This is a genomic window from Candidatus Hecatella orcuttiae (assembly GCF_002009985.1).
Classification (GTDB): Archaea; Thermoproteota; Bathyarchaeia; order Hecatellales; family Hecatellaceae; genus Hecatella; species Hecatella orcuttiae.
Genome location: NZ_MTLX02000005.1, coordinates 601,364 through 621,694, shown reverse-complemented (window position 1 = coordinate 621,694; position 20,331 = coordinate 601,364). Strand labels below are relative to the sequence as shown.

Here is a 20,331-nt window from a genome sequence, read left to right as displayed (position 1 = left end):
AAAAATTGTGGAAAACAGGTTGAAGCTTGAGGAGGCTAAGCTTCAACTTTTCCGCGATACTTGGGATGGTATTTCTTGATGTTCTGAGGGTCGATACGTTTGAGCTCTCCCTCAGGCAAGGCGGCCAGCAGATCCCAGCCTATGTCCAAGGTCTTCTCGATATCCCTATTCTCGTAGACACCTTGGTTGACGAACTCCCGCTCGTAGCGGTCGGCGAACTGGAGGTAGCGTCGGTCCCTTTCCGTCAGCGCCTCCTCCCCTATCACCGCCACCAACTCCCTGAGGCTACGGCCTTCCGCGTAGGCGTAGTAAAGCTGATCGGCCACCTGCCGGTGGTCTTCCCGGGTTTTTCCCCGCCCTATGCCCTCGTTCATCAGCCGGGACAGCGAGGGGAGAACGTTGATGGGCGGGTAGATGCCCTTCATGTAGAGGGCTCTTTCCAAGTATATTTGGCCCTCGGTGATGTAGCCTGTCAGGTCCGGCACGGGGTGGGTTATGTCGTCGTGGGGCATGGTGAGAATGGGCATTTGGGTTATGGTCCCTTTCTTGCCGTGGATCCTTCCCGCCCTTTCGTAGATAGTAGCCAAGTCCGTGTACATGTAGCCAGGGTAGCCTCTTCTCCCCGGCACTTCCTCCCGGGCTGCGGAGATCTCCCTCAAAGCCTCCGCGTAGTTGGTCATGTCGGTGAGGATGACCAAGATGTGCATGTCGTTCTGGAAGGCCAGATACTCGGAGGCTGTCAGAGCCAGCCTAGGCGTGATCAGCCGCTCGATAGCCGGGTCGTCGGCTAGGTTGAAGAACATGACCACCTTGTCGATGGCTCCCCGCTTTTCAAAGTCCTCCTTGAAAAACCTAGCCTCGTCGGAGGTGATGCCCATGGCGGCGAAAACCACGGCGAACTCTTCCTCTTTCCCCAAAACCTTAGCCTGCCGGGCTATCTGAGCGGCGACCAAGTTGTGGGGAAGCCCTGACCCTGAGAACAGAGGCAGCTTCTGCCCTCGGACAAGAGTGTTCATGCCGTCGATGGAGGAGACCCCTGTCTGAATAAACTCGGAAGGAAACGCCCTAGAGTAGGGGTTTATGGCAGCTCCGTGAATGTCCAGCTCGTCTTCGGGGATTATTTCCGGACCCCCATCCACAGGCTTCCCGCTTCCGTCGAAAATCCGGCCTAAGATGTCAACGGAGACGGGGAAGCGGAGAGTTTCCCCTGTAAACCTAACCGTGGTTTTGGAGACATCCAACCCGGAGGTTCCTTCGAAAACCTGAACCACTGCCATGTCTTCTCCTACTTCCAAAACTTGCCCGGACCGCTCCTCTCCGTCCGGGGTTCTGACTTTGACCACTTCACCGAAGGCTATGCCGCTGGTTCTTTCGATGAAGAGGAGAGGGCCGCTGATCTCCGTCAAGGTTGCGTATTCTTTTCCGGTGAGAAGAGCTTTGCTCATCAGGCTGTCCCCCTCCCACCTGAAGCGTAGAGATTTTCAAACTGCTCCACCATTTTGGCCTCCGTCTCCTTGCAGACCTTCTCCGCCTGATCCACTGGAACCAGTTTCAGCCGAGCTATCTCTTCCACCACGGGGAGAGCCAGTATCTCCTTGATGAGAACGCCCCGCTCCGCGGCGGCTTTCATCCTCTCATAAAACTTAAGGATCACCTTCAACATGTAGTAGCATTTTTCAATGGAGCAGTAACTGTCAATGGGGTGGTAGGCACTCTGCATGAGAAAGTCCTCCCTGATCATCTTAGCTCCCTCCAAGATCACACGCTGACTTTCCGACAGAGCGTCAGGGCCCACCAAGCGGACGATTTCCTGAAGCTCCTCTTCTTGCTGGAGGAGGCTGAGAGCTTCTCCCCTCAGAGAAGACCAGTCGAGGCCTAATTTTTTGGAATACCATTCTTCTAGGCTGTCGTAGTAGAGGGAGTAGCTGGTAAGCCAGTTGATGGCTGGAAAGTGCCTCCGCTCCGCCAAAGCTTTGTCCAAACCCCAGAAGACTTTGATGATCCTCAGGGTGTTCTGAGTCACAGGCTCGGAGAAGTCGGCGCCGGGGGGCGAAACCGCACCCACCACGCTGATGGAGCCGATCCTAGGAGTGGAGCCTAACACTTGGACTCTTCCAGCTCTTTCATAAAATTCTGAAAGCCTTGAGGCCAAATAGGCGGGATAGCCTTCTTCACCCGGCATTTCCTCCAAGCGCCCTGAGATTTCCCTTAAAGCCTCTGCCCACCGGGAGGTGGAGTCAGCCATGAGGGCTACATCGTAGCCCATGTCCCTGAAATATTCTCCGATGGTGATCCCCGTGTAGATGCTGGCTTCTCGGGCGGCTATGGGCATGTTGGAGGTGTTGGCGATGAGAATCGTCCTCGTCATGAGAGGCTTTCCTGTGCGGGGGTCTTCCAGCTTGGGAAATCTCTCCAACACCTCAGCCATCTCGTTTCCCCTCTCCCCGCAGCCCACGTAGACGATGATGTTAGAGTCAGCCCACTGGGCCAGCTGGTGGAGCATCACCGTCTTCCCCGTGCCGAAGCCTCCGGGAATCGACCCCTGACCACCCTTGGCCATGGGGAAAAAGGTATCTATGATCCTCTGCCCTGTGAGCAAAGGCGTCGTCGAAGGAAGCTTAGTCTTATAGGGCCGAGCCCTCCGGACAGGCCAAAACTGGGCCATCTGAAGGCCCACGAGGCCTTCCTCCGTCTCCAAGGTTGCGATGTCCTCCTCCACCGTGTAGGCGCCTTCCTTGGCAAGGCTTTTCACCCGGCCACGGAGGCCCGGAGGAACCATGACCTTATGGGTTACTAGGGGGGTTTCAGGCACTGTTCCGAGGACGTCGCCCTCCGCCACTCTGTCTCCAACCTTGACATCTGCGGGGGTGAATTCCCATTTTTTCTTCCTGTCGATGGCGGGTATGGTGACTCCTCTCTGGAAGAAGGGCCCTACAAGCTCTTGGATGCTTGTTAGGGGACGCTGAATCCCGTCGTAGATCTGGCCCACAATCCCGGGTCCCAGCTCCACCGACAGGGGCTTACCTGTTCTTTCCACCGTTTCCCCGGGTCTCATGCCGCTGGTCTCCTCGTAGACTTGGATGGTAGCCTTGTCGCTTTCGATGCCGATGGTCTCGCCGAAAAGTTTCTCCTCCCCCACCTTTACCAGCTCATACATCTGAGCGCCGTGCATGTCCTTGGCGATGACTACAGGTCCTGAGATTCGGATGATTTTTCCCACACCGTTCAAGCTTTACGCCTCTCGGATGAATTATGAGGAAGCATTTTCTTGTAGGCGGCTAGGATATAAAAATTTTTATAGCCTCGCTTCGGAATTATAGACATCCTAAATCTTTAGGCCAACCAAATAACTGGTTAAAATTAAGGTGGAAATGATGGAGGAAATAAGGTGGAAATGATGGAGGAAATAAGGTGCGACGTATGCAAGAAGGTGCTTCCCTTAGGTCAAGCTATCTCTTTCTCTTTTGAAGGGTATCGCTGGGACCTGTGCAGAGACCACATCGGACCCGCTCATAAGCTGGTTAAGATGCTGATAGAAGAGTTCCCAGAATTTCTCAAAAGAATGGAGGCGGGAGAAGAAGAGGTCCTAGAGAAAGTTAGGAAAATCGAAGAAGAAGGAAAACGAGAAATGGAGATGGAGGCAAGACTGTCTACTGTGAAGACTTATTCAGGGCCGTTGAAAAAACTTCAAATACCCATAGTCCAAATGGAAACCTAAAAGCCCTTCAGACAGGAAAACCTCATGGATGCTACTGTTCCAGCGAAGTTTGTGGGAACGGTTAGATGCGACGGTTTTCTCTAAATCCATAAATCTATTTGAGGAAGCGGGGGTTCCTCCCCGCCCTTAGGTTTCAAGTCCTGAACCATCTTGACGATGTTGCAGTCATACTCATCTCGGCATCTACGAATGAGGTTGTTTATGGCTGAAACCGTGTAGGAGACCACGGATTTAACACCCCCCGCCAGATCCGGGTCGATGGTGCGGAGGTATTCCTCCGTCAGCATGTTCGCCCAACGGGCGTCGTGCTCCCAGCAGGCTAGGAAAAGCTCCCCGTCGACTCTGGTCATCTGGTCGTAGGTGAAGTACCCGCGGGTGGTGTCGTTGTACACAGTGAACATAGGGACGATGATGCTTTTGTAGTCCCTCAGCCTCTCCACCAGCTTCAGGGTAAGCTCCGAGTCCTTCTCCGTGGAGCCCGGCAGCCCGATGAGCAGGGTTGCGCAGGGAACCCAGTTGTTATCGGAGAGCACTTCGAAGGCTTTGACCACCACCTCCGGCCACTCCTCCGCCTTGAAGGGCTTAGCCTTACCTCGCATATGCTTCTTAGCCAGCTCAGGGCTTCCTGTTTCAATTCCAGTCTGCCCGCTGAGCCAAAGCTGACCGTCCGCCTCCCCCAGCCGAAGGATTTCAGCCACCTTCTCGATGACCCCCGGAGCACTGGCCGCTGAGGAGAGGCAGAAGTGGCTGATGCCCACGCCGCCGACTCCCGGATGCTGTCTCACCCGGCTGAAAAGCTGAATGACAGCTTCCTCGTTAACCTCTAGGTGTTTAGCTCCGTAGCGGAGGACATCCTCAGCGTGGAGGATGGGCTTTCTTCCCGCCTTGACGTTGACCTCCACCTCTTTGAGAATGTACTCCAAGGGGAAAATCCGGTATCTGAGCATGTCGGGGACGCAGAAGTCGCAGCCTCTTCCACAGCCTCGAGCAACCTCCACCACGCCGCAGATGGTGGGGCCGCTGATGAGGGGAATTTCCTCAACCGAAGCCACATCCCCTCGGACGACGGGGGGAAGAGCTTCGCCTTTGACAGCCATTTCGAAAAGGGGTCCTGCTACTTTTTCTCCTTCTCCTACCACGACGCAGTCGATTCCATAGGCTTTGCGGAGTTTTTCGTCTAGAAGCTGCCATGCGCCTCCTCCGCCTAGGATTATCTTGGGCCGGTGCTGTTGGATGAGAGGGTGATTGACTATCTCCTTAAACTTGTGGACGTTGTAGGCTTCTCCGCCTAGGATTTGGGTGAAGGTGGAGGTGGGAGGCCCGTAGCCTAGGGGGTCATGCTCCGTGAGGCCTACTACCCTGGTTTCAGGCCCTATGGCTTTCTCCAAGTGGTCAGGATGAGCCACGATGACTTCCTCGGGTTTAAAACCGTAATCGTAGAGAGCTGCCTCTATTTTCCGGGTTCCCAGCTGGGCGTATTTGGCTGAGCCGTCTTCATTGGACTCCACAGGCGGGCAAAGGTAGGTGAAGTAGACTTCGTCGGGGATTAGTCCCTTTGACATACACGCTCCGAAGCCTAGGAAGATGTTTCCATGGTATTCGCTCATGAGAGTTCTCCCCGAGGTCAAAACTATCTTATATCCGCGGCTCATACTTTCAACCCCATAAAAGGAACTCTCATCGCCTAATAAAGTCAATTAAAGAAGTTTTTTATTATATAAAAATTACACGGAGGAATTTAGCCTCCGAGGGGGCTATTCCACGGTGATTTCAACGCTTTTGGTTTCCGCCAAGGGAGTAGGGTCGCTCCAACTTTTCCAAGCGAAGACTTCCACGGTGTAGCTTCCCGCCTCCTCCGGAGTCCAAGCAATTCCAAGGGTTAAGCTTCCTTTCCCCGGCACATTGCCGCTGATGAAGCTTAGGTACACCACAGCGCCAACCGAATCCTTAATTTGAACGATGTAAAGCATCGACTGGGTGGTGGAGGCTAGGTTGGAAATCTCCGTCACCAAGAGAACTTGAACCCCCACCGCCCCCTTTACAAGGGGGTTGCCTTGGGCGTCTTGCAGCTCAGGAGAGGAAGTCAGGATGGGGAGAGCTGGCCTTGGTTCGCCCAGACTTGCCGTGGCCTTTATGACAATGGGTGGAATAGGATAGGTTTCAGGTTGATATCCCGCCACATCCTCAGGTTTGGGGGTCTCATCCACATACTTGGCGGTGATGATGTCGCCTTCTGTAACACTCAGCCGGCCGCTTTCAGACGCTCTCGTGGTGAAAGTGAAAGCCCCCTCGAAAACGCCTGTGTTAACCCCGGTTTCTGTGACGGTTAAAGCTATTCCAGCCAGATCTGTGTCAGAGAACACGGCGATTTCGAAGGATTCCCTGAGCCCGGCGTTTGTGTTCATGTCAGGGTCTTCCACCGTGATCTTCGCCACGTCGGTGAACTCGTAGGAGGACTTGTCAAAGGTCACTGTCCCGGTGGTGTGGCCTATCTCCGCTACCGCCGTAACGGCCACATCCTGCCGACCTTCAGCATCAACCGGGTCGATGTAGGTGACAACCAAGCTGTCTCCGTCCCTTGCCGTCAGGATGGCGCCTCCCACAGGTTGGTTAAGGGTGAAGACGTATTCGAAAACGCCTGTGTCCACCCCGGTTTCGTCGATGTCGTTGGTTGGGTTGAGAGGCCAGCTTATGCTGGTGGTCCTGATGTTTAGGGCGGTGTTGGGTATCCAGTCCACAGCATCGACATTCTCGTTCTCATCGGGGTCGGTTATCGTAACCGTGACTTGGGCGTTGACGGAATAGCGGTCTTTGTCAAGCTGAATGGCGCCTGTGGAGGCGAAGACTTGGGCGTTAACGATGATGTCCACCGACCTGCCTGAAGCATCATGGGCGTCGTTATACCTCACGGTTATGGTGTCATGCTTGGACGCTTTGATGGTGGAACCGGCGGTGAACGTTCCCAGCGTGAAGCTTCCTTCAAAAACCCCGGAGTCCACAGCGGTCTCGGTGAGGCTGATGGTCATGCCGGTGCGGTCTGTAGATGTCCGAACATCCACCACGCCTTCAGCTCCCACGGTCCCCGCAGCGATGGTGTCTTTGACCTGCGGGTCTAGGTCCAAGTCGATGTCTGTGACCGTTACCTTCACACTTTCACCCATCCGGTATTCGGCTTTATCCAAAACCAGCTCCCCGGTGTGGGCTCTCACCGAGGCGTAGGCGGTTATGGTTCGAGGGTCTCCGGAAACATCCTCCGAGTCCAAGTACATCACAACGATGACGTCTCCATCCTCCACCTCCGAGGAGAGAGTATGTCTCCCTTGGAAAGTGTTGGTGTTTTTCCCGGTTTCAGCCATGGTAATGGCTACAGGCGGGTCGTAGGCGGCGAGGGGGACGTCGTCCCTAGTAACTTGGATGATAACCCCTGGGGCTTCGGTGCCTGTGAAGCCGTCGACGGCGCCTGAGTCAAGGTTTCTGTCAGCGTCCACGACTGTGACGGTTAAGATTGCTCCGTCCTCGGGACTGTAAACTTCTTTATCCAGGGATATGGTGCCGGTGGCATAGTATTTCAGATCGGAGGCTGAGGGAGAGGGGGCGGTGGAAGCTAACCCGCCTACCAGCAGAACCACGCAAAGAATGCCGAGCCAATTCATGGTTTTCTACGATCCATAAATAGGGTGGAAACGGATAAAGGTTAAGGTAATTTTACATCTGAAGAAGCCTATTTGCCGTTTACTCTTGGTTTTCTGGGGATCAGAAAATTTTTAACGAAAAGCTTCACCCTTTTTTGGAGGAGAAGAGGGCTTGTCAGCCTTCCAAACCTACGATATCGTTAAAACTGTAGTCTTCATTCTCTCCCTCATAGCTCTGGCTTTAATCTTCTTAAGACTTTTCGGAAGTTACGAAGTAGCTCGATGAAGTGGATGAAGGCGATGATGTCAGGCCAAAAAACCTCCCTAAGCCAAAGGGCCTTAGAAGCCCTGTGCGAGGTAACTCCCTACCTTCAAAATTTGGAATGGCTTCGAGGGCTTTTGAACGACCTCCTTTCCAAGGTAAAAACTTTCACCCAGTTGATAGAGGCGTTGGAAAGGGAGTGTAAAGGTCAGAGAGACACGTTGAAGCAAACTGACCTGAAAATTTACTCCCAATATCTTCGACGTTTTTTGAGGGAGAATCCTTAAACCAGATTAGAGGCAGCCCAGCTACCTATATATGGCTGGGAGGCTGTAGGATGTTAAGATTGGAGCCTTCAAGTTCAGACATCTGGAAAAGACTGAAGCGGGCTGGATCCAAATTCACCCTCCGCTTGATAACGAAAGGGAGAAAAACAGGCCTGCCCAGACCTGTAAGAGTATGGTTTATCTGCCTAGACAGCCGGCTTTTCCTCCGTACCACCCGAGAAACTCAATGGTACAAAAACGTGAGAGTCCACCCTCAAGTCCAAGCGGAGGTAGACAGCTTAAAATTCTCAGCCCAAGCCGAATTGGTTGAAGACGAAGCGACCATTCGGATGGTTCAAAGCGCCTACCGGAGGAAATACCACATATTCGACTTCCTGAGAAGCCTTCGCAGATGGAAGGGTGAAGTGTTCTTAGAGTTGAAAGCAACCGCTGGTTAAACCTCGTTGGCTCCATGCCATCCTAGGGGCGGATGTCTAGGGTGAATTTCTTTCAGCAGCTTTCCCAGCCTCTCCTCAAGGCCTTGGAAAAGCTGGGAATAGAGAAACCTACCCTCATCCAGCAGCTGGCTTTCCAGCCTATCCTCCAAGGTGAGAACGTCCTCCTCATCGCCCCCACGGGGATGGGTAAAACCGAGGCGGCCGTGCTGCCCATCTTCGAAAGCCTCCACCGCCTAAGGCAGGAAACGCAGCTTCGAGGCATCGCCGCCCTCTACGTGACTCCACTCCGCTCCCTCAACCGGGACCTTTTCCGAAGACTCCCAGAAGTGGGAGATGTCTTGGGGATAAAAATCGGCCTGAGGCATGGAGACACCCCGGAGGCGGCTAGAAAGCTTCAGGCTGAGAAACCTCCTCACATGCTGATCACCACCCCGGAAACCCTTCAAGCCATCCTAGTCGGGCGGAAGATGAGACGGCATCTCTCCGCGGTGAGATGGGTTGTGGTAGACGAAATCCACGAAATGGCCGACGACAAGCGAGGCGTCCAGCTTTCCCTCGCCCTCGAACGTCTTTCAAGCCTAACCCAGCGGGACTTTCAAAGAATCGGCCTCTCCGCAACCATCGGGGAGCCTGAAACGGTTGCCCGGTTTCTCGTAGGAGAGGGGCGAGAGGTTCGAATCCTCAAGGCAGAGGCCTTCAGGGATGTGGAGGCTTGGGTGGAAAGTCCGTCCCTAACCCAGGCGGACTCGGCGGCTGCCGCTGAGCTGCTCATCTCCGCGGGCACGGTGGCCAGGCTTAGGAGGATCCTTCAACTCGCCCAAGCTTATCGCTCCCTTTTGGTCTTCACCAACACCCGGGAGCATGCTGAGTCTTTGGGGTCCAAGCTGAAGGCTTTAGCCCCCAAGCTTCCCTTGGGCATCCACCATGGTTCACTATCTCGGGAAGTCAGGGTGGAGACGGAGCGTCGGATGAAACAGGGGGCGCTGAAGGTGGTTGTCTGCACCTCCTCCCTAGAGCTGGGGATAGACATCGGAACCGTGGACATGGTGGTCCAGTACCAGTCTCCGAAGCAAGTGGTGAAGCTTGTTCAACGAATAGGGCGAAGCGGCCACGCTGTAGCCGGGAGGCCTAAGGGATGTGTTCTGGCCGCTTGGCCCGACGACATCCTCGAATCCGCCGTCATCTTAAAACAGGCTTTGGCTGAAGAGTTGGAGAGGCCTCTGCTCCACCGGGAGGCCCTAGACGTCCTAGCCCATCAGCTGGTGGGTCTCGCCCTAGATCAGGGCTCCCTAACCCTAGAAGAAGCCTATTCCACCGTCCGGAAGGCTTACCCTTACAGGCAGCTACCTCCGGAAGCCTTCATGGAAACTGTAAACCAGCTGAAGGAGGAGAGGAAGCTGAGCGTGCACGGGGACAGACTCAGGGTGAAGCCGCCTTCCTCCCACCAGTATTATTTTGAAAACCTTTCCATGATCCCCGAGGTATCCCGGTTTACGGTGGTAGACTACGCGGCGAGGAGGAAAATAGGAAGCTTAGACCAAGACTTCGTAGCCAAACATGGAAAACCCGGAAACCAGTTCATTCTCCACGGCTCCGCGTGGCAGGTTCTCCACGTCGACGAGGAGAGGCGGGTGGTGGAGGTGGAAGCTGTAGAAGCCAGCCCAGCAGCCATCCCTGCCTGGGAAGGAGAAGTCATCCCTGTCCCTTACACCGTAGCTTTGGAGGTGGGAAGGCTGCGAAGAGAGATAGGTGCCAAGGTTCTTGACGGCGGAGATCCCCTTGAGCCGCTTTCCGGGTACCCTCTAGACGAGGCCTCCAAGGTCAAGGTGGCTACGGCTATCCAGAGGCACGTGGAGGAGGAATTCCCCCTCCCCCACGACCGGAGGGTGGTGGTGGAAGCTTTTGAAAATTACACTCTCATCCACGGGTGCTTCGGTGATAGGGCTAACCGGGGTTTAAGCAGGGTTCTGGCAGGCCTCCTCACGGCTAAACTGGGAATCGACGTCGCTGTGCAGTCAGACCCTTACCGGATGGCTTTCATCACCCCCCATGCTTTGGACCCTTCTTTGGTGGAGGAGGAGTTGAGAAGCCTCCGTCCAGAGGAGGCCTCTGAAATCTTGGAGACCATCCTAGACCAGACATCCCTCTTCCAGTGGAGGCTTTGGAACAACGCCAAGAGGTTCGGAGTTATCTCCAAGAAAGCGGAGTTCCGCCAAAGACAGGCGCAAGCCCTTCGGAAAGCACTGCGGGGGACCCCAGTTTACAAGGAGACCTTTCGGGAAATCTTCCTCGAAGACATCGACTTGGAAACTGTTCAGAGAGTCTTGGCGAAGATCAGGAGTGGAGAAGTGGAAGTGGAAACAGCGCTCCACCGCCCTGAACCTTCCCCCTTGGCGCTTCCCCTCCTCGACAAGATAGCCCCCCATGACCTCCTGAGGCCGGCGGTGGAGAAGGGGGAGATCATACCAATGCTCAAAGAGCGGCTGGGCTCCAAGACCGTTAAACTGCTCTGCGTCTTCAAGGGAGACTGGGAAGCCCACCGTCGGGTCTCCAGCCTACCTTCCACCATTCGATGCCCCCGCTGCAACTCAACCCTCATCGCGGTGCTCAACCCCAAGGACAGCGAAACCTTGAAGACCGTGAAGAAGAAACTGCAGGGGAAAAAGCTCAGCGGCGAGGAAGAAAAACTTTGGCATACCGCTTGGAAAAACGCCAGCCTAGTTCAAACCTACGGTAAAGAGGCGGTGATAGCTCTCTCAGCCCGGGGAATAGGCCCCGCTACCGCGGTGAGAATCCTAAGCAAGCCTCATGACTCGGAGGAGAAATTCTACGCAGCCATCCTGAAGGCGGAGAGAACCTACCTCCGAACGAGGATGTTTTGGGACACTGAAGCCTCATTCTAAAAATTTCTTTATTTTCTATGCTGGGGAGGTATTGTCCTGCTTTTGGGGCTTGGCTTGGCAGTTTGAGCCTCAGAACTAGGGCGGTTTAGGGTGCGCAGGAAGGAGGGGACTGCGGATTCTAGACTAAGCGAGCCATCGCCTTCTCAGCTTGAAGTGAAGGTAAGTTGGTAGCGGTGGGGTAGGCGTGAGTTGATGCTGAACCTATCAGAGACACTAGCAGAAACCCTAAAGCCTTAAATGGCAAAAATCTAAACACTACTATAATTTGTTATTATCTCTAATAAGGGAGGGGTCGCTGTGTACAGCTATAGAAACAAGGTCTTACATGTTGACCTAACCCGTCAGAGAATCGAATCGGAAACACTGCAGGAAGAATTTTGCAGGAAATACATAGGCGGAAACGGTTTCGGCATATACTATCTGTGCAAAAACGCTCCGCCTAGGGTGGAACCCTTCGACCCAGCCAATGTTTTAATCTTTGCCACAGGACCCTTTGCTGGAACCTGCATTCCTTCCGCAGGCAAGTATATAGTTCACGCCAAGTCTCCCCTCACCTTTCTCATGGGGGAAAGCGTATGTTCAGGCTCTTGGGGTCCGACGCTCAAATGGGCTGGATATGACGCTGTGGTGATAACCGGAAAGGCCGCCCAGCCAACCTACCTCTTCATCGACGACGACTCGGTGCAGTTTAAAGATGCGAAGGACCTATGGGGGAGGGATTCATGGGAAACGGAAGACATGATAAAGGAGACAATAGGCGACAGGGACATCAGCGTTGCGGCAATAGGCCCCGCGGGGGAAAACCTAGTCAGATATGCCTGTATAACCAGCGACAAGAGTAGACAAGCAGGCAGAACAGGGATGGGTGCTGTGATGGGGTCTAAAAAACTCAAAGCCCTGGCAGTTCGCGGCTCCAAGTCTTTAGAGGTGGCGAAAATAGATGAATTGGTTGAGTATTGCAATAGACTCTACAAGGATTGCCAAGGTGATGCCACGAAATACTACAGGCTATACGGCACTCCCGGAGGAATGATTTCCCTTAGCGAAATGGGCATCTCGCCGACGAGAAACTGGCAGCAGTCCAGCGACCATGTGCTTCATGAAGAGTTTACCGGAGAAACCACGAAAGAACGTTATCACCCGAAGATGATAGCATGTCAAGGTTGCCCCATAGCCTGCGATCCCGTAACCGTTCTGAAGAACGGACCTTATAAAGGGACTACAGCCAGCGTCGAGCAGGAAAGCCTCTACGGGTTAGGCCTCTCCACAGGAGTAGGTAACTATCAGTTGATGGTCAAGGCTACAGAGTTTTCTGACCGATACGGTGTTGATACCATAAGCGTCGGAGTTACCATAGGCTGGGCTATGGAATGTTACCAAAAAGGCTTGCTGACCCGGGAAGACACAGGCGGTCTTGAGCTCAAATTCGGAAACGGGGAGGCCGTTTTGGAAATTATCAGAAAGATAGCCTACCGCAAGGGCATAGGAGACCTCTTGGCTGAAGGTGTGAAAAGAGCCTCTGAAAAGCTTGGGAAGGACTCCCAGCATTTCGCCATGCACAGTAAGGGATTGGAGTTACCAGACTACGAGGTAAGAGGTCTGAAGGTTTGTGCTCTTGCATTTATGACCTCAACTCGCGGCGGCCACCATATGACCGCCAGCGCCTACGACTTTGACTTGGCAGGTAAGGTCGAAGGGACTAAGGCGGATCCAGCCTATGGCAGGTTAGTGGCTGACAGGGAAAACCTTTGGGCTGTCATCGATTCCTTGATCCTCTGCAAGTTTACGAGAAAAGTGATTACAGGCTATGAGCAGATAGCTGAACTCTACCGGTTGGCAACCGGGTTATTTCTGAGTGTTGAAGAACTGAGCTTAGCCGGGGAAAGAATCTACACACTTGAAAAAAGTTACAACATCAGAGAAGGGTGGACCCTGAAAGATGAAACCTATCCCGCTCGAATCTTCAAAGAACCCATAGGTAACGGTCCGTTGAAGGGGATCAGATTTACCGAGGAGGAGCGAAGCCTCCTTTTGGAAGCCTACTTTAAAGCTCGCGGCTGGAGTGCGGAGGGTATACCTCCGAAGGAAAAACTCGCCAAATTAGGGCTTGATATGGTGACGTATGGAGGGAACTAGATGGAACGTAGCTATGTAGTAGCGAGTCCTGAGAAATGTACAGGCTGCCGTATCTGCGAACTGATATGCTCAGCTGTGAAGGAGGGAAAGTTCAACCCTCTGCTGAGTCGGATAAAGACAGTTCGTATTGTTGAAGCTGAAGCTGTCGGCAATATGGCTTTAGCATGTAAACTATGTGAAAACCCGCCTTGCGTCGAAAGCTGCCCCCTGGAAGCTTTAACCAAAGATCCTTCGACAGGTATAATAATCGTTGACGATGAAAAGTGCACAGGCTGCGGCCTATGCATCGACGCTTGCGACATCGGAGCGTTAACCTTACATCCTGATAGAAAAGTTGTAGTTGTCTGCGACCTCTGCGGTGGAGATCCTGCCTGCATTAAGGCTTGCCCCAAAGAAGCATTGGAACTCACAAACCTAGAGGCCCTTTCAGCTAGATCCCAAGAAAAAGAACTGATTAAACTTCTGGTGAACAACGTTAAAAAACCAAGATTACGCTGATTTCAACCAAAGCAGTTATAGGCTACTCAAAGAAACTAATGCTGGAAAGGGAGTAGCCGTCATTTTTTTGGGGCGATATAGCATATTTAGGGACAGATTAAAGCGTCTCCTGCAAGACTCATGAGAATGAAAAAGCTATTTCCACAAATCAAGCTTCAGCTTTTCAGTCTATCTTTTAAACAGACCCCGTTTAAGGATTAAGAAATCAATATTTAAAGGCTAACCCTATGTTTTCAAGCTCTTTTTTCACTTTCTTATATAAGTCTTCATGTTCCTTTGTCGGTGTGACAGTTTGGACGTCGTAGCACTCTTGAAATTTCTTTCCAACGGGCGGCGTTCCTTTGGGTGGCAGTATATCTTCGTATTTTGCCATAATTGTTTTAACCATCTCGTTGGCATCCTCCCGTTTCAGCCCCACAGCGGCCCACCCTACTTCTCCGGTGCACCGAGCTGATATGCCTGCCATGTAATCGGTGTAGTAGCCTTTCCTCGCTGAACCTGCATGGAGGTTGGCGCCTATCACTGTTTTGCCTATAGCGGGTGCTGCAATCTCATAGAAGGTCGTATCAGTGCAAAGTCCTGAGAAGGTCCTAGAGTTCGCACCACTGGTAATTATGAGATTCGCATGTTTGACTAAAGCGGCTATTGACAGAAGTTCCATAGCCATTTCCGGAGGATAAGCGGAGCATCCAGGGGCATGGAGTGCCTCAGGCATGAAGGGATGCACCCAAGGAGTGTTGAAAAGTATGGCGAAGGCTATGCATTCAGCAATGTTGGTTATGGCGGCGCCCTCAGGCCCTCCAGCTAGGCCGCCTATGATGGAACTGGGGATGACTACGCCTCTGCACCCATATTCAATGCAATGGGCTGCTTCACAGAGCATGAAGTAAGGAGCCTTCAATTGAGGAGGAGGACTGAGTTGCATAGCGTCGGTTTTTTTGTAACCACCCTCCACTAAGCTGGCCAGTATCTGGGGAGCCGCAGTCGCCCCCGCGGCTCCAAGAGTGCATATGCCGGGTCTTCCAGCTCTCCTCGCAGCTTCTTTCATCCAGTAGACATTGGCTATTTCAGCGTACAACTCCACGGGGGAGCCGGCTTTCACCTCCATACCCTCCACCGTCGTCGGCGTCCCATAAAAAAGTATGTCGAGCATAGGTTCTTGGATGTAGCTTTGATAGATGGGAATCGCCATCTCCTCGGATATAGGGCTACCGTTGGGTCCTCCCATGATCCTAGGAGGCTTATCGTCTTCGATCTTCCTATGAGTTAGAGTAACAGCATCCTTGCCTTCGCCGACGGTGATCTCCTTTGGGAAAGTGGCAAGAGCTTCCTTGATCTCTCCTTCTTCAAGCTTGATTATTTTTTCTGTGTCCGTGCAAAGGACACCTACTTCCAGTAGTAGGTCGATGGCGGCTTTGAAGGCGTCGTCGATGAGGGTGTTGTCGGTGGGGATGACGGTTTCAGGGTCGTATGTTATGTCGTACTCCTTCACCAGCCTCTTCACAGCCGGATAAAACCTCTTCAGGTCAAACTCCCGCTCCGGGCAGAGAGGACCCGTCTCAGCCCTCCGCCAAAGCTCCCACACCCTAGACCTCGACAACTCCACACCTACCCTCAGCGTCACAAACCTAAAATTTGTAGCTAATCCCCATATCTTCCAGTTCTTTCTTAATTTTCCCATAAAGTTCTACATATTCTTTGTTAGGTGTAACCGTTTTCGGATTGTAACATTCTCGAAACTCCTTCCCAATGGGTGGTTTCCCTTTCGGTGGAAGGCGGTCTTCATACTTGGCTAAGATGGCCTTCGCTATGTCGTTTGCATCCACCCTCCTCATTCCTGTAACCGATTTAGCAATCTCACCTGTGCATCTTCCCTCCATACCGGTTACGTAGTCGGTGTACCTGCCTTCTCTGCAACATCCACTCATAGGGTCTCCTCCAGCAACAGCAGCTCCAAGGGCTGCCACTGCAAATTCATAGAAAGCCATGTCCGTGCAACATCCTGCATAAACGCGGTCGCAGAGGGTGGAGACAATCAACTTGGTATGCTTTGCAAGAGCAGCTGTAACCAAGTTCACCATGCTCATTACATCCCTCCTCGACGTGCCGGGCGGATACAGAAGGTCGTGAATGTCCACACAGACCCAAGGTGTGCGAAACACAAGATTGGCAGCTATGCACTCAGCTACCTCTGTGACGGCAGCCGCTTCAGGTCCGCCCGGTAACCCCCCTATGTAAGCTGGGGAGGTAACCCAGCCTCTGCACCCGTACTCGATGCAGAATTCAGCCTTGCAAAGTTCAAAGTAAGGTATTTTTAACTGCGGTAGTCCTGCGAGCTGTATTCCGTCGGTTTTCCTATAGCCGTTCTCTACCAAGCTGGCCAGTATTGCGGGTGCCACACCTACTGCTCCAGAACCGATAATGAACATACCCGGTCTTCCTGCTCTTCTGGCAGCCTCCCTCAGCCAGCGTACATTGGCGACCTCCGCGTACATCTCCATGGGCGAACCGTCCTTTGACACCATACCCGCAATTGTGGTAGGTGTACCGTACATAAGCAGGTCGACGGTTGGTTCTTGAGCGCAAGACTGGTATATGGGGATAGCCATCTCCTCGGATATGGGATTTCCTGAAGGCCCTGCGAAGACGCGTGCAGGCTCATGGTCTTCCATCTTTCTATGTTTCAGAAGGCAGGCGTCCTTTCCTTCCCCTACCGTCATTTCACCGGAGAGGGTAGCTAAGGATTCTTTGACCTCCCGCTCCTCCAACTGAATAATCTTCTCGGTATCCGGGCAAAGCACCCCCACTTCGGTCAGTAGATCGATCCCCGCCTTGAAAACGTCGTCGATGAGGGTGTTGTCGGTGGGGATGACGGTTTCAGGGTCGTATGTTATGTCGTACTCCTTCACCAGCCTCTTCACAGCCGGATAAAACCTCTTCAGGTCAAACTCCCGCTCCGGGCAGAGAGGACCCGTCTCAGCCCTCCGCCAAAGCTCCCACACCCTAGACCTCGACAAAACTGAACTCCCCTTCACTTAGAAATCAGTTTTTTTGCAACTTCCACAGCTTCAGGGGCGTTTTCACCGTATCCATCAGCGCCTATCTCTTCGGCATACTGACTTGTCACCGCACCGCCTCCCACCATAACCTTATATTTGTCCCTGAAGCCCAGATGTTTAAGATATTCAATAAGTCCTCTTTGCTCAGGCCTCGTCGTCGTCATCAAAGCGGAAGCGGCAATGATGTCAGGGTTGTGAGTTTGAGCTTCTTCCACAAATTTTCTTATGGGAACATCTTTTCCCAAGTCGATCACTTCGAAACCCTCGGCCTCTAGCATCGTGACCAGAATGGTTTTACCGATGTCGTGGATGTCCCCCTTCACCACACCTATTAGAATCTTACCTAGAGTTCTGGTCTCCGCCTTTCTTTTCATCAACTCCGGCTTCAACACGGTTAATCCAGCTCTCATGGCATCTGCCGCCAGCATCAAGTCGGGGAGAAAGATTTCCATCTTAGAAAATTTCTCACCTAGCTCTCTGATAGTCTCTGTAAGGACGCTTACAGCCTCCAAGGGGTCTACTCCCGCAGCGAGAGCCTCCGCCGCAGCCTTTCGAGTGGCTTCCTCATCGTAGCTGAGAAAACTTCTGCGTAGCTTTTCCAAAACTTCTTCTTTGGACAAAGGAAATCCCCCAAATTATGAGGGGATATAATTTTCATTTCATTATCTATATAAGATTTTCTAATGGGGATGCTGATTAATATTTCCATCTATTTTTTCTCGAAACTTTTATATATAAGATATCTGGTAATAGACTAAACCGGTGAAAGTTCTTGACATCTTCCGAATCTCGTAGAAGCGCCCTAAAATACGGTGTTGCTGCGGTTGTGGCTGTGGTGGTGGCTGGTGTGGGCGGCTACGCCGCCTGGCAGGCCACAAGGCCCCCAGCCCCGGCTCCAACACCGACGCCTACACCCACGCCTACGCCAGTACCGAAGCCGGACTTTATAACACTCTTAGCTTGGGGAGACCCCAAATCCAGGGCAGCGTTTGAATATATTAACGAAATGTTCGAAGCAGAATTCGGTATTCCTGTAAGGTATGAGGTAGAGGCTTATTCCACAGAGGGGCTGGCCAAGATCAGAGCTGACCTACCTAACTATTTCAACGATGTCTGGGGTGCTACCCATGTCGCAGGTTTGGAAGCCGCTATAGACAACATCATAGCCCCCTTCCCGGTGGAGGAAATGCCGAATTTGGAAGAAATCCCCGACGAATACATGACGGTATACAATGGTAAAATCTACGGTGTAGCCAATTTCATGTCTCACGTACGAACACTATATCGTACCGATCTAGTTGACGAGCCGGTGTCCATGGAAGACCTTGCTGACCCTCAATACAGGATAGGAATAGTTCCCATTGGCTATTATGGCGGAGTAACCTTGCTGCGGCTGGCTTATGCTATGGGTGGAGACGAATATAATCCAGAGCCCGGATGGGAATTGCTGAAAAAGATAGCGCCGAACATCACGCTCATCACCCCAACAGTAGGGGACATCATCAGTTCTATCGAAAGGGGAGAAATCAACGTGCACCTAGGTTCAACAAACGACAGCCTCCTACCATTACTGGAGAGAGGGGTTGCCGTGGCATTCGCCGCCGCCTCCGAGAAGCATCCAGTTCACTTAGGAGAATGGACTCTGCACGTGACAAACAGTCCCAGAAAAGAATGGGCCTTCAAATACGTGAACCTAGCTTTGGACCGAGAGATAAACGAAGAATCAGCTGCACGACTAGGCCAGTTCCCAACAAACATAAATGCAGAGGCCGCTGCGTATCCCTACGCCTTGACCAAGGAAGAGATTGAAAAATACGCGTATGCATACGATCCGCTGGTGGCGCGGGAGAAAATGGAAGAGTGGACTGCACGGTTTGACGAAGAAATCCGTCCACTTCTAGGAGTGAAAGGTTAAATCTCTCCCCCTTTTTTTATGATATTTATTCCTGCCCATTTTTTCCATTCTGTAGTTTTTAATGGTTTTCCGTAAAGAAGCTTTAAATGAAAAAGAGCAGCCGGTTTTTGAATTTTCGTTAAGAAAAAGCATACAAAATTCATCGTAATTCGTTTAGGTAGATGTATTTGTGTCAAATTTGATCATTTCACACCGTCAAATAGCAGTAAGCTTTTTAATTTGCTTTCAAGAATTTATAAAAAGGAGAGCAGAAATTGGAGGCAATGCGTGTCCAAGGTATCGTCAAATATTATGATGGAGTTAAAGTGCTCGACGACGTTTCCGTCAGCTTGAAAGAAAAACAGTTTCTCACCCTCTTGGGGCCTAGCGGCTGTGGAAAGACGACGTTGCTTAGGATAATAGCTGGCTTAACCAAGCAGGATAGTGGCAGTATTTACATGGACGGCCGCCGGGTCGACAACCTTCCTCCCTACAAAAGAAACCTCAGCATGGTATTTCAGAATTACGCGCTTTTCCCCCATATGACCGTCTTCAAGAACATAGCTTACGGATTAGAGGAACGAAAGCTGAGCAAAGACAAAATTAGAGACAAAGTTGCACGAATTTTAGAAATAGTAAAGCTTCCCGGCTATGAACAGAGGTACCCCTACCAACTGAGCGGGGGAGAACAGCAGCGGGTAGCGTTGGCAAGAGCTTTGGTTGTTGAACCTAAAATAATACTACTTGATGAACCCCTCAGCAACCTCGATCTGAAGCTGCGTTTAGCCATGCAGTTGGAGATAAAAAGGATCATCAACCAGATAGGCGTAACCGCTGTTTATGTCACCCACGACCAAGGGGAAGCCCTTACCATGTCCGACGTCATCGCAGTGATGAGAAAAGGCAAGATAGTGCAGGTTGGAAATCCGCATGAGATTTATAAGTTGCCGAAATCCAGCTTTGTAGCTGATTTCATCGGTGAGGCGAATCTTTTTGAAGGGAGAGTGACAAAAATACAAGCGCCCTACGTGTGCGTCCGAACGGAGAAAGGTCTCATTCTACATTCCATGTTAAATTCAGGTTCAAAGCTTAAAGAAAACGATAAGGTCACAGTGGTTGTAAGGCCGGAAAGAATTAAGATCAGGTGTAAAGGGGAAGTCAAAGAAAAGAACAGTTTCATAGGCAGTGTTCAGAGCGCATCTTTCAAGGGAATGTTCAAAACCTATTGTATAGATGTGAAGGACACTCCGATTTCAGCGGTCAGCATTGAAGAAGAGTTCTTTCCTCCAGGTGAAACGGTGGTCGTTGAATGGCAATGCGAAGATTCTCTAATACTGGAAGGTTGAAGGCGATATTCAGTTTTCAAAAACTAAAATTCATGGTTTTCTTCCCCGTATTTATTATAATGGGTTTTTTCATAGTATCCTTAGCTATGATGGGAGAACTCAGTTTTTATAGGCATTTAGTAGGTTTACAAATAGAGAAAGCGTTTACTCTAGAAAATT

The 20,331-nt window shown here is 51.9% G+C and carries 15 protein-coding genes; 8 read left to right on the top strand and 7 right to left on the bottom strand.

The features are described 5' to 3' along the window. Positions 1-35: 35 nt before the first annotated feature. Both BWM17_RS06265 and BWM17_RS06260 read right to left on the bottom strand, forming a co-directional pair. Complete coding sequence (locus BWM17_RS06265; protein WP_309493081.1) at positions 36-1,445, bottom strand: V-type ATP synthase subunit B; 1,410 nt, start codon at positions 1,443-1,445, stop codon at positions 36-38. Beyond that, positions 1,445-3,220 (bottom strand): V-type ATP synthase subunit A, encoded by a 1,776-nt coding sequence (locus BWM17_RS06260; RefSeq protein WP_309493744.1) that lies wholly within the window; start codon positions 3,218-3,220, stop codon positions 1,445-1,447. Before BWM17_RS06260 ends, BWM17_RS06265 begins: the two co-directional genes overlap by 1 nt. A 177-nt stretch (positions 3,221-3,397) precedes the next feature. Here BWM17_RS06260 and BWM17_RS06255 point away from each other — a divergent pair, with 177 nt between their 5' ends. Then, on the top strand, positions 3,398-3,718 hold the full coding sequence (locus tag BWM17_RS06255; RefSeq protein WP_309493080.1) for a hypothetical protein: 321 nt from the start codon (positions 3,398-3,400) through the stop codon (positions 3,716-3,718). Positions 3,719-3,798: 80 nt separating this feature from the next. Here the strand turns inward: BWM17_RS06255 and BWM17_RS06250 are convergent, their stop codons facing one another. Both BWM17_RS06250 and BWM17_RS06245 read right to left on the bottom strand, forming a co-directional pair. Continuing rightward, complete coding sequence (locus BWM17_RS06250) at positions 3,799-5,370, bottom strand: radical SAM protein (protein WP_309493079.1); 1,572 nt, start codon at positions 5,368-5,370, stop codon at positions 3,799-3,801. A 102-nt stretch (positions 5,371-5,472) separates the two neighbouring features. Then, positions 5,473-7,347, bottom strand: a complete 1,875-nt coding sequence (locus tag BWM17_RS06245; protein WP_309493078.1) for a hypothetical protein — start codon at positions 7,345-7,347, stop codon at positions 5,473-5,475. A 294-nt stretch (positions 7,348-7,641) separates the two neighbouring features. On the opposite strand from BWM17_RS06245, the gene BWM17_RS06240 reads away from it, so the two are divergent. The 5 genes from BWM17_RS06240 (at position 7,642) to BWM17_RS06220 (ending at position 13,873) form a co-directional block, all read left to right on the top strand. Then, entirely contained in the window at positions 7,642-7,899 is a 258-nt protein-coding gene (locus tag BWM17_RS06240; protein WP_309493077.1) for a hypothetical protein, read from the top strand. Positions 7,900-7,958: 59 nt separating this feature from the next. Next, positions 7,959-8,336 (top strand): nitroreductase/quinone reductase family protein, encoded by a 378-nt coding sequence (locus BWM17_RS06235; RefSeq protein ID WP_309493076.1) that lies wholly within the window; start codon positions 7,959-7,961, stop codon positions 8,334-8,336. A 32-nt stretch (positions 8,337-8,368) separates the two neighbouring features. Beyond that, the gene (locus tag BWM17_RS06230; protein ID WP_309493075.1) at positions 8,369-11,239 is read left to right on the top strand and encodes a DEAD/DEAH box helicase; all 2,871 of its coding nucleotides are present in this window, start codon (positions 8,369-8,371) and stop codon (positions 11,237-11,239) included. Between the two features lie 297 nt (positions 11,240-11,536). Beyond that, positions 11,537-13,375, top strand: coding sequence for an aldehyde ferredoxin oxidoreductase family protein (locus tag BWM17_RS06225; protein WP_309493074.1), 1,839 nt, complete (start codon positions 11,537-11,539; stop codon positions 13,373-13,375). Further along, the gene (locus BWM17_RS06220) at positions 13,376-13,873 is read left to right on the top strand and encodes a 4Fe-4S dicluster domain-containing protein (RefSeq protein ID WP_309493073.1); all 498 of its coding nucleotides are present in this window, start codon (positions 13,376-13,378) and stop codon (positions 13,871-13,873) included. Positions 13,874-14,078: 205 nt separating this feature from the next. Here BWM17_RS06220 and BWM17_RS06215 read toward each other — a convergent pair whose 3' ends face one another. Genes BWM17_RS06215 through BWM17_RS06205 form a run of 3 tightly spaced genes read right to left on the bottom strand, consistent with a single transcriptional unit; the run spans position 14,079 to position 17,552 of the window. Continuing rightward, positions 14,079-15,554 carry a monomethylamine:corrinoid methyltransferase gene (locus tag BWM17_RS06215; RefSeq protein WP_309493072.1) on the bottom strand — a complete coding sequence of 492 codons (1,476 nt, stop codon included), beginning with the start codon at positions 15,552-15,554 and terminating at the stop codon, positions 14,079-14,081. Beyond that, complete coding sequence (locus BWM17_RS06210; RefSeq protein WP_309493071.1) at positions 15,502-16,890, bottom strand: monomethylamine:corrinoid methyltransferase; 1,389 nt, start codon at positions 16,888-16,890, stop codon at positions 15,502-15,504. Before BWM17_RS06210 ends, BWM17_RS06215 begins: the two co-directional genes overlap by 53 nt. Before the next feature lie 14 nt (positions 16,891-16,904). Continuing rightward, positions 16,905-17,552, bottom strand: a complete 648-nt coding sequence (locus BWM17_RS06205; protein WP_309493070.1) for a corrinoid protein — start codon at positions 17,550-17,552, stop codon at positions 16,905-16,907. Between the two features lie 152 nt (positions 17,553-17,704). Here BWM17_RS06205 and BWM17_RS06200 point away from each other — a divergent pair, with 152 nt between their 5' ends. After that, positions 17,705-18,847: an ABC transporter substrate-binding protein gene (locus BWM17_RS06200; RefSeq protein WP_309493069.1), complete on the top strand. Its 1,143-nt coding sequence runs from the start codon at positions 17,705-17,707 to the stop codon at positions 18,845-18,847. 263 nt (positions 18,848-19,110) lie between these two features. Continuing rightward, complete coding sequence (locus tag BWM17_RS06195; RefSeq protein WP_309493743.1) at positions 19,111-20,172, top strand: ABC transporter ATP-binding protein; 1,062 nt, start codon at positions 19,111-19,113, stop codon at positions 20,170-20,172. Positions 20,173-20,331 lie beyond the last annotated feature (159 nt).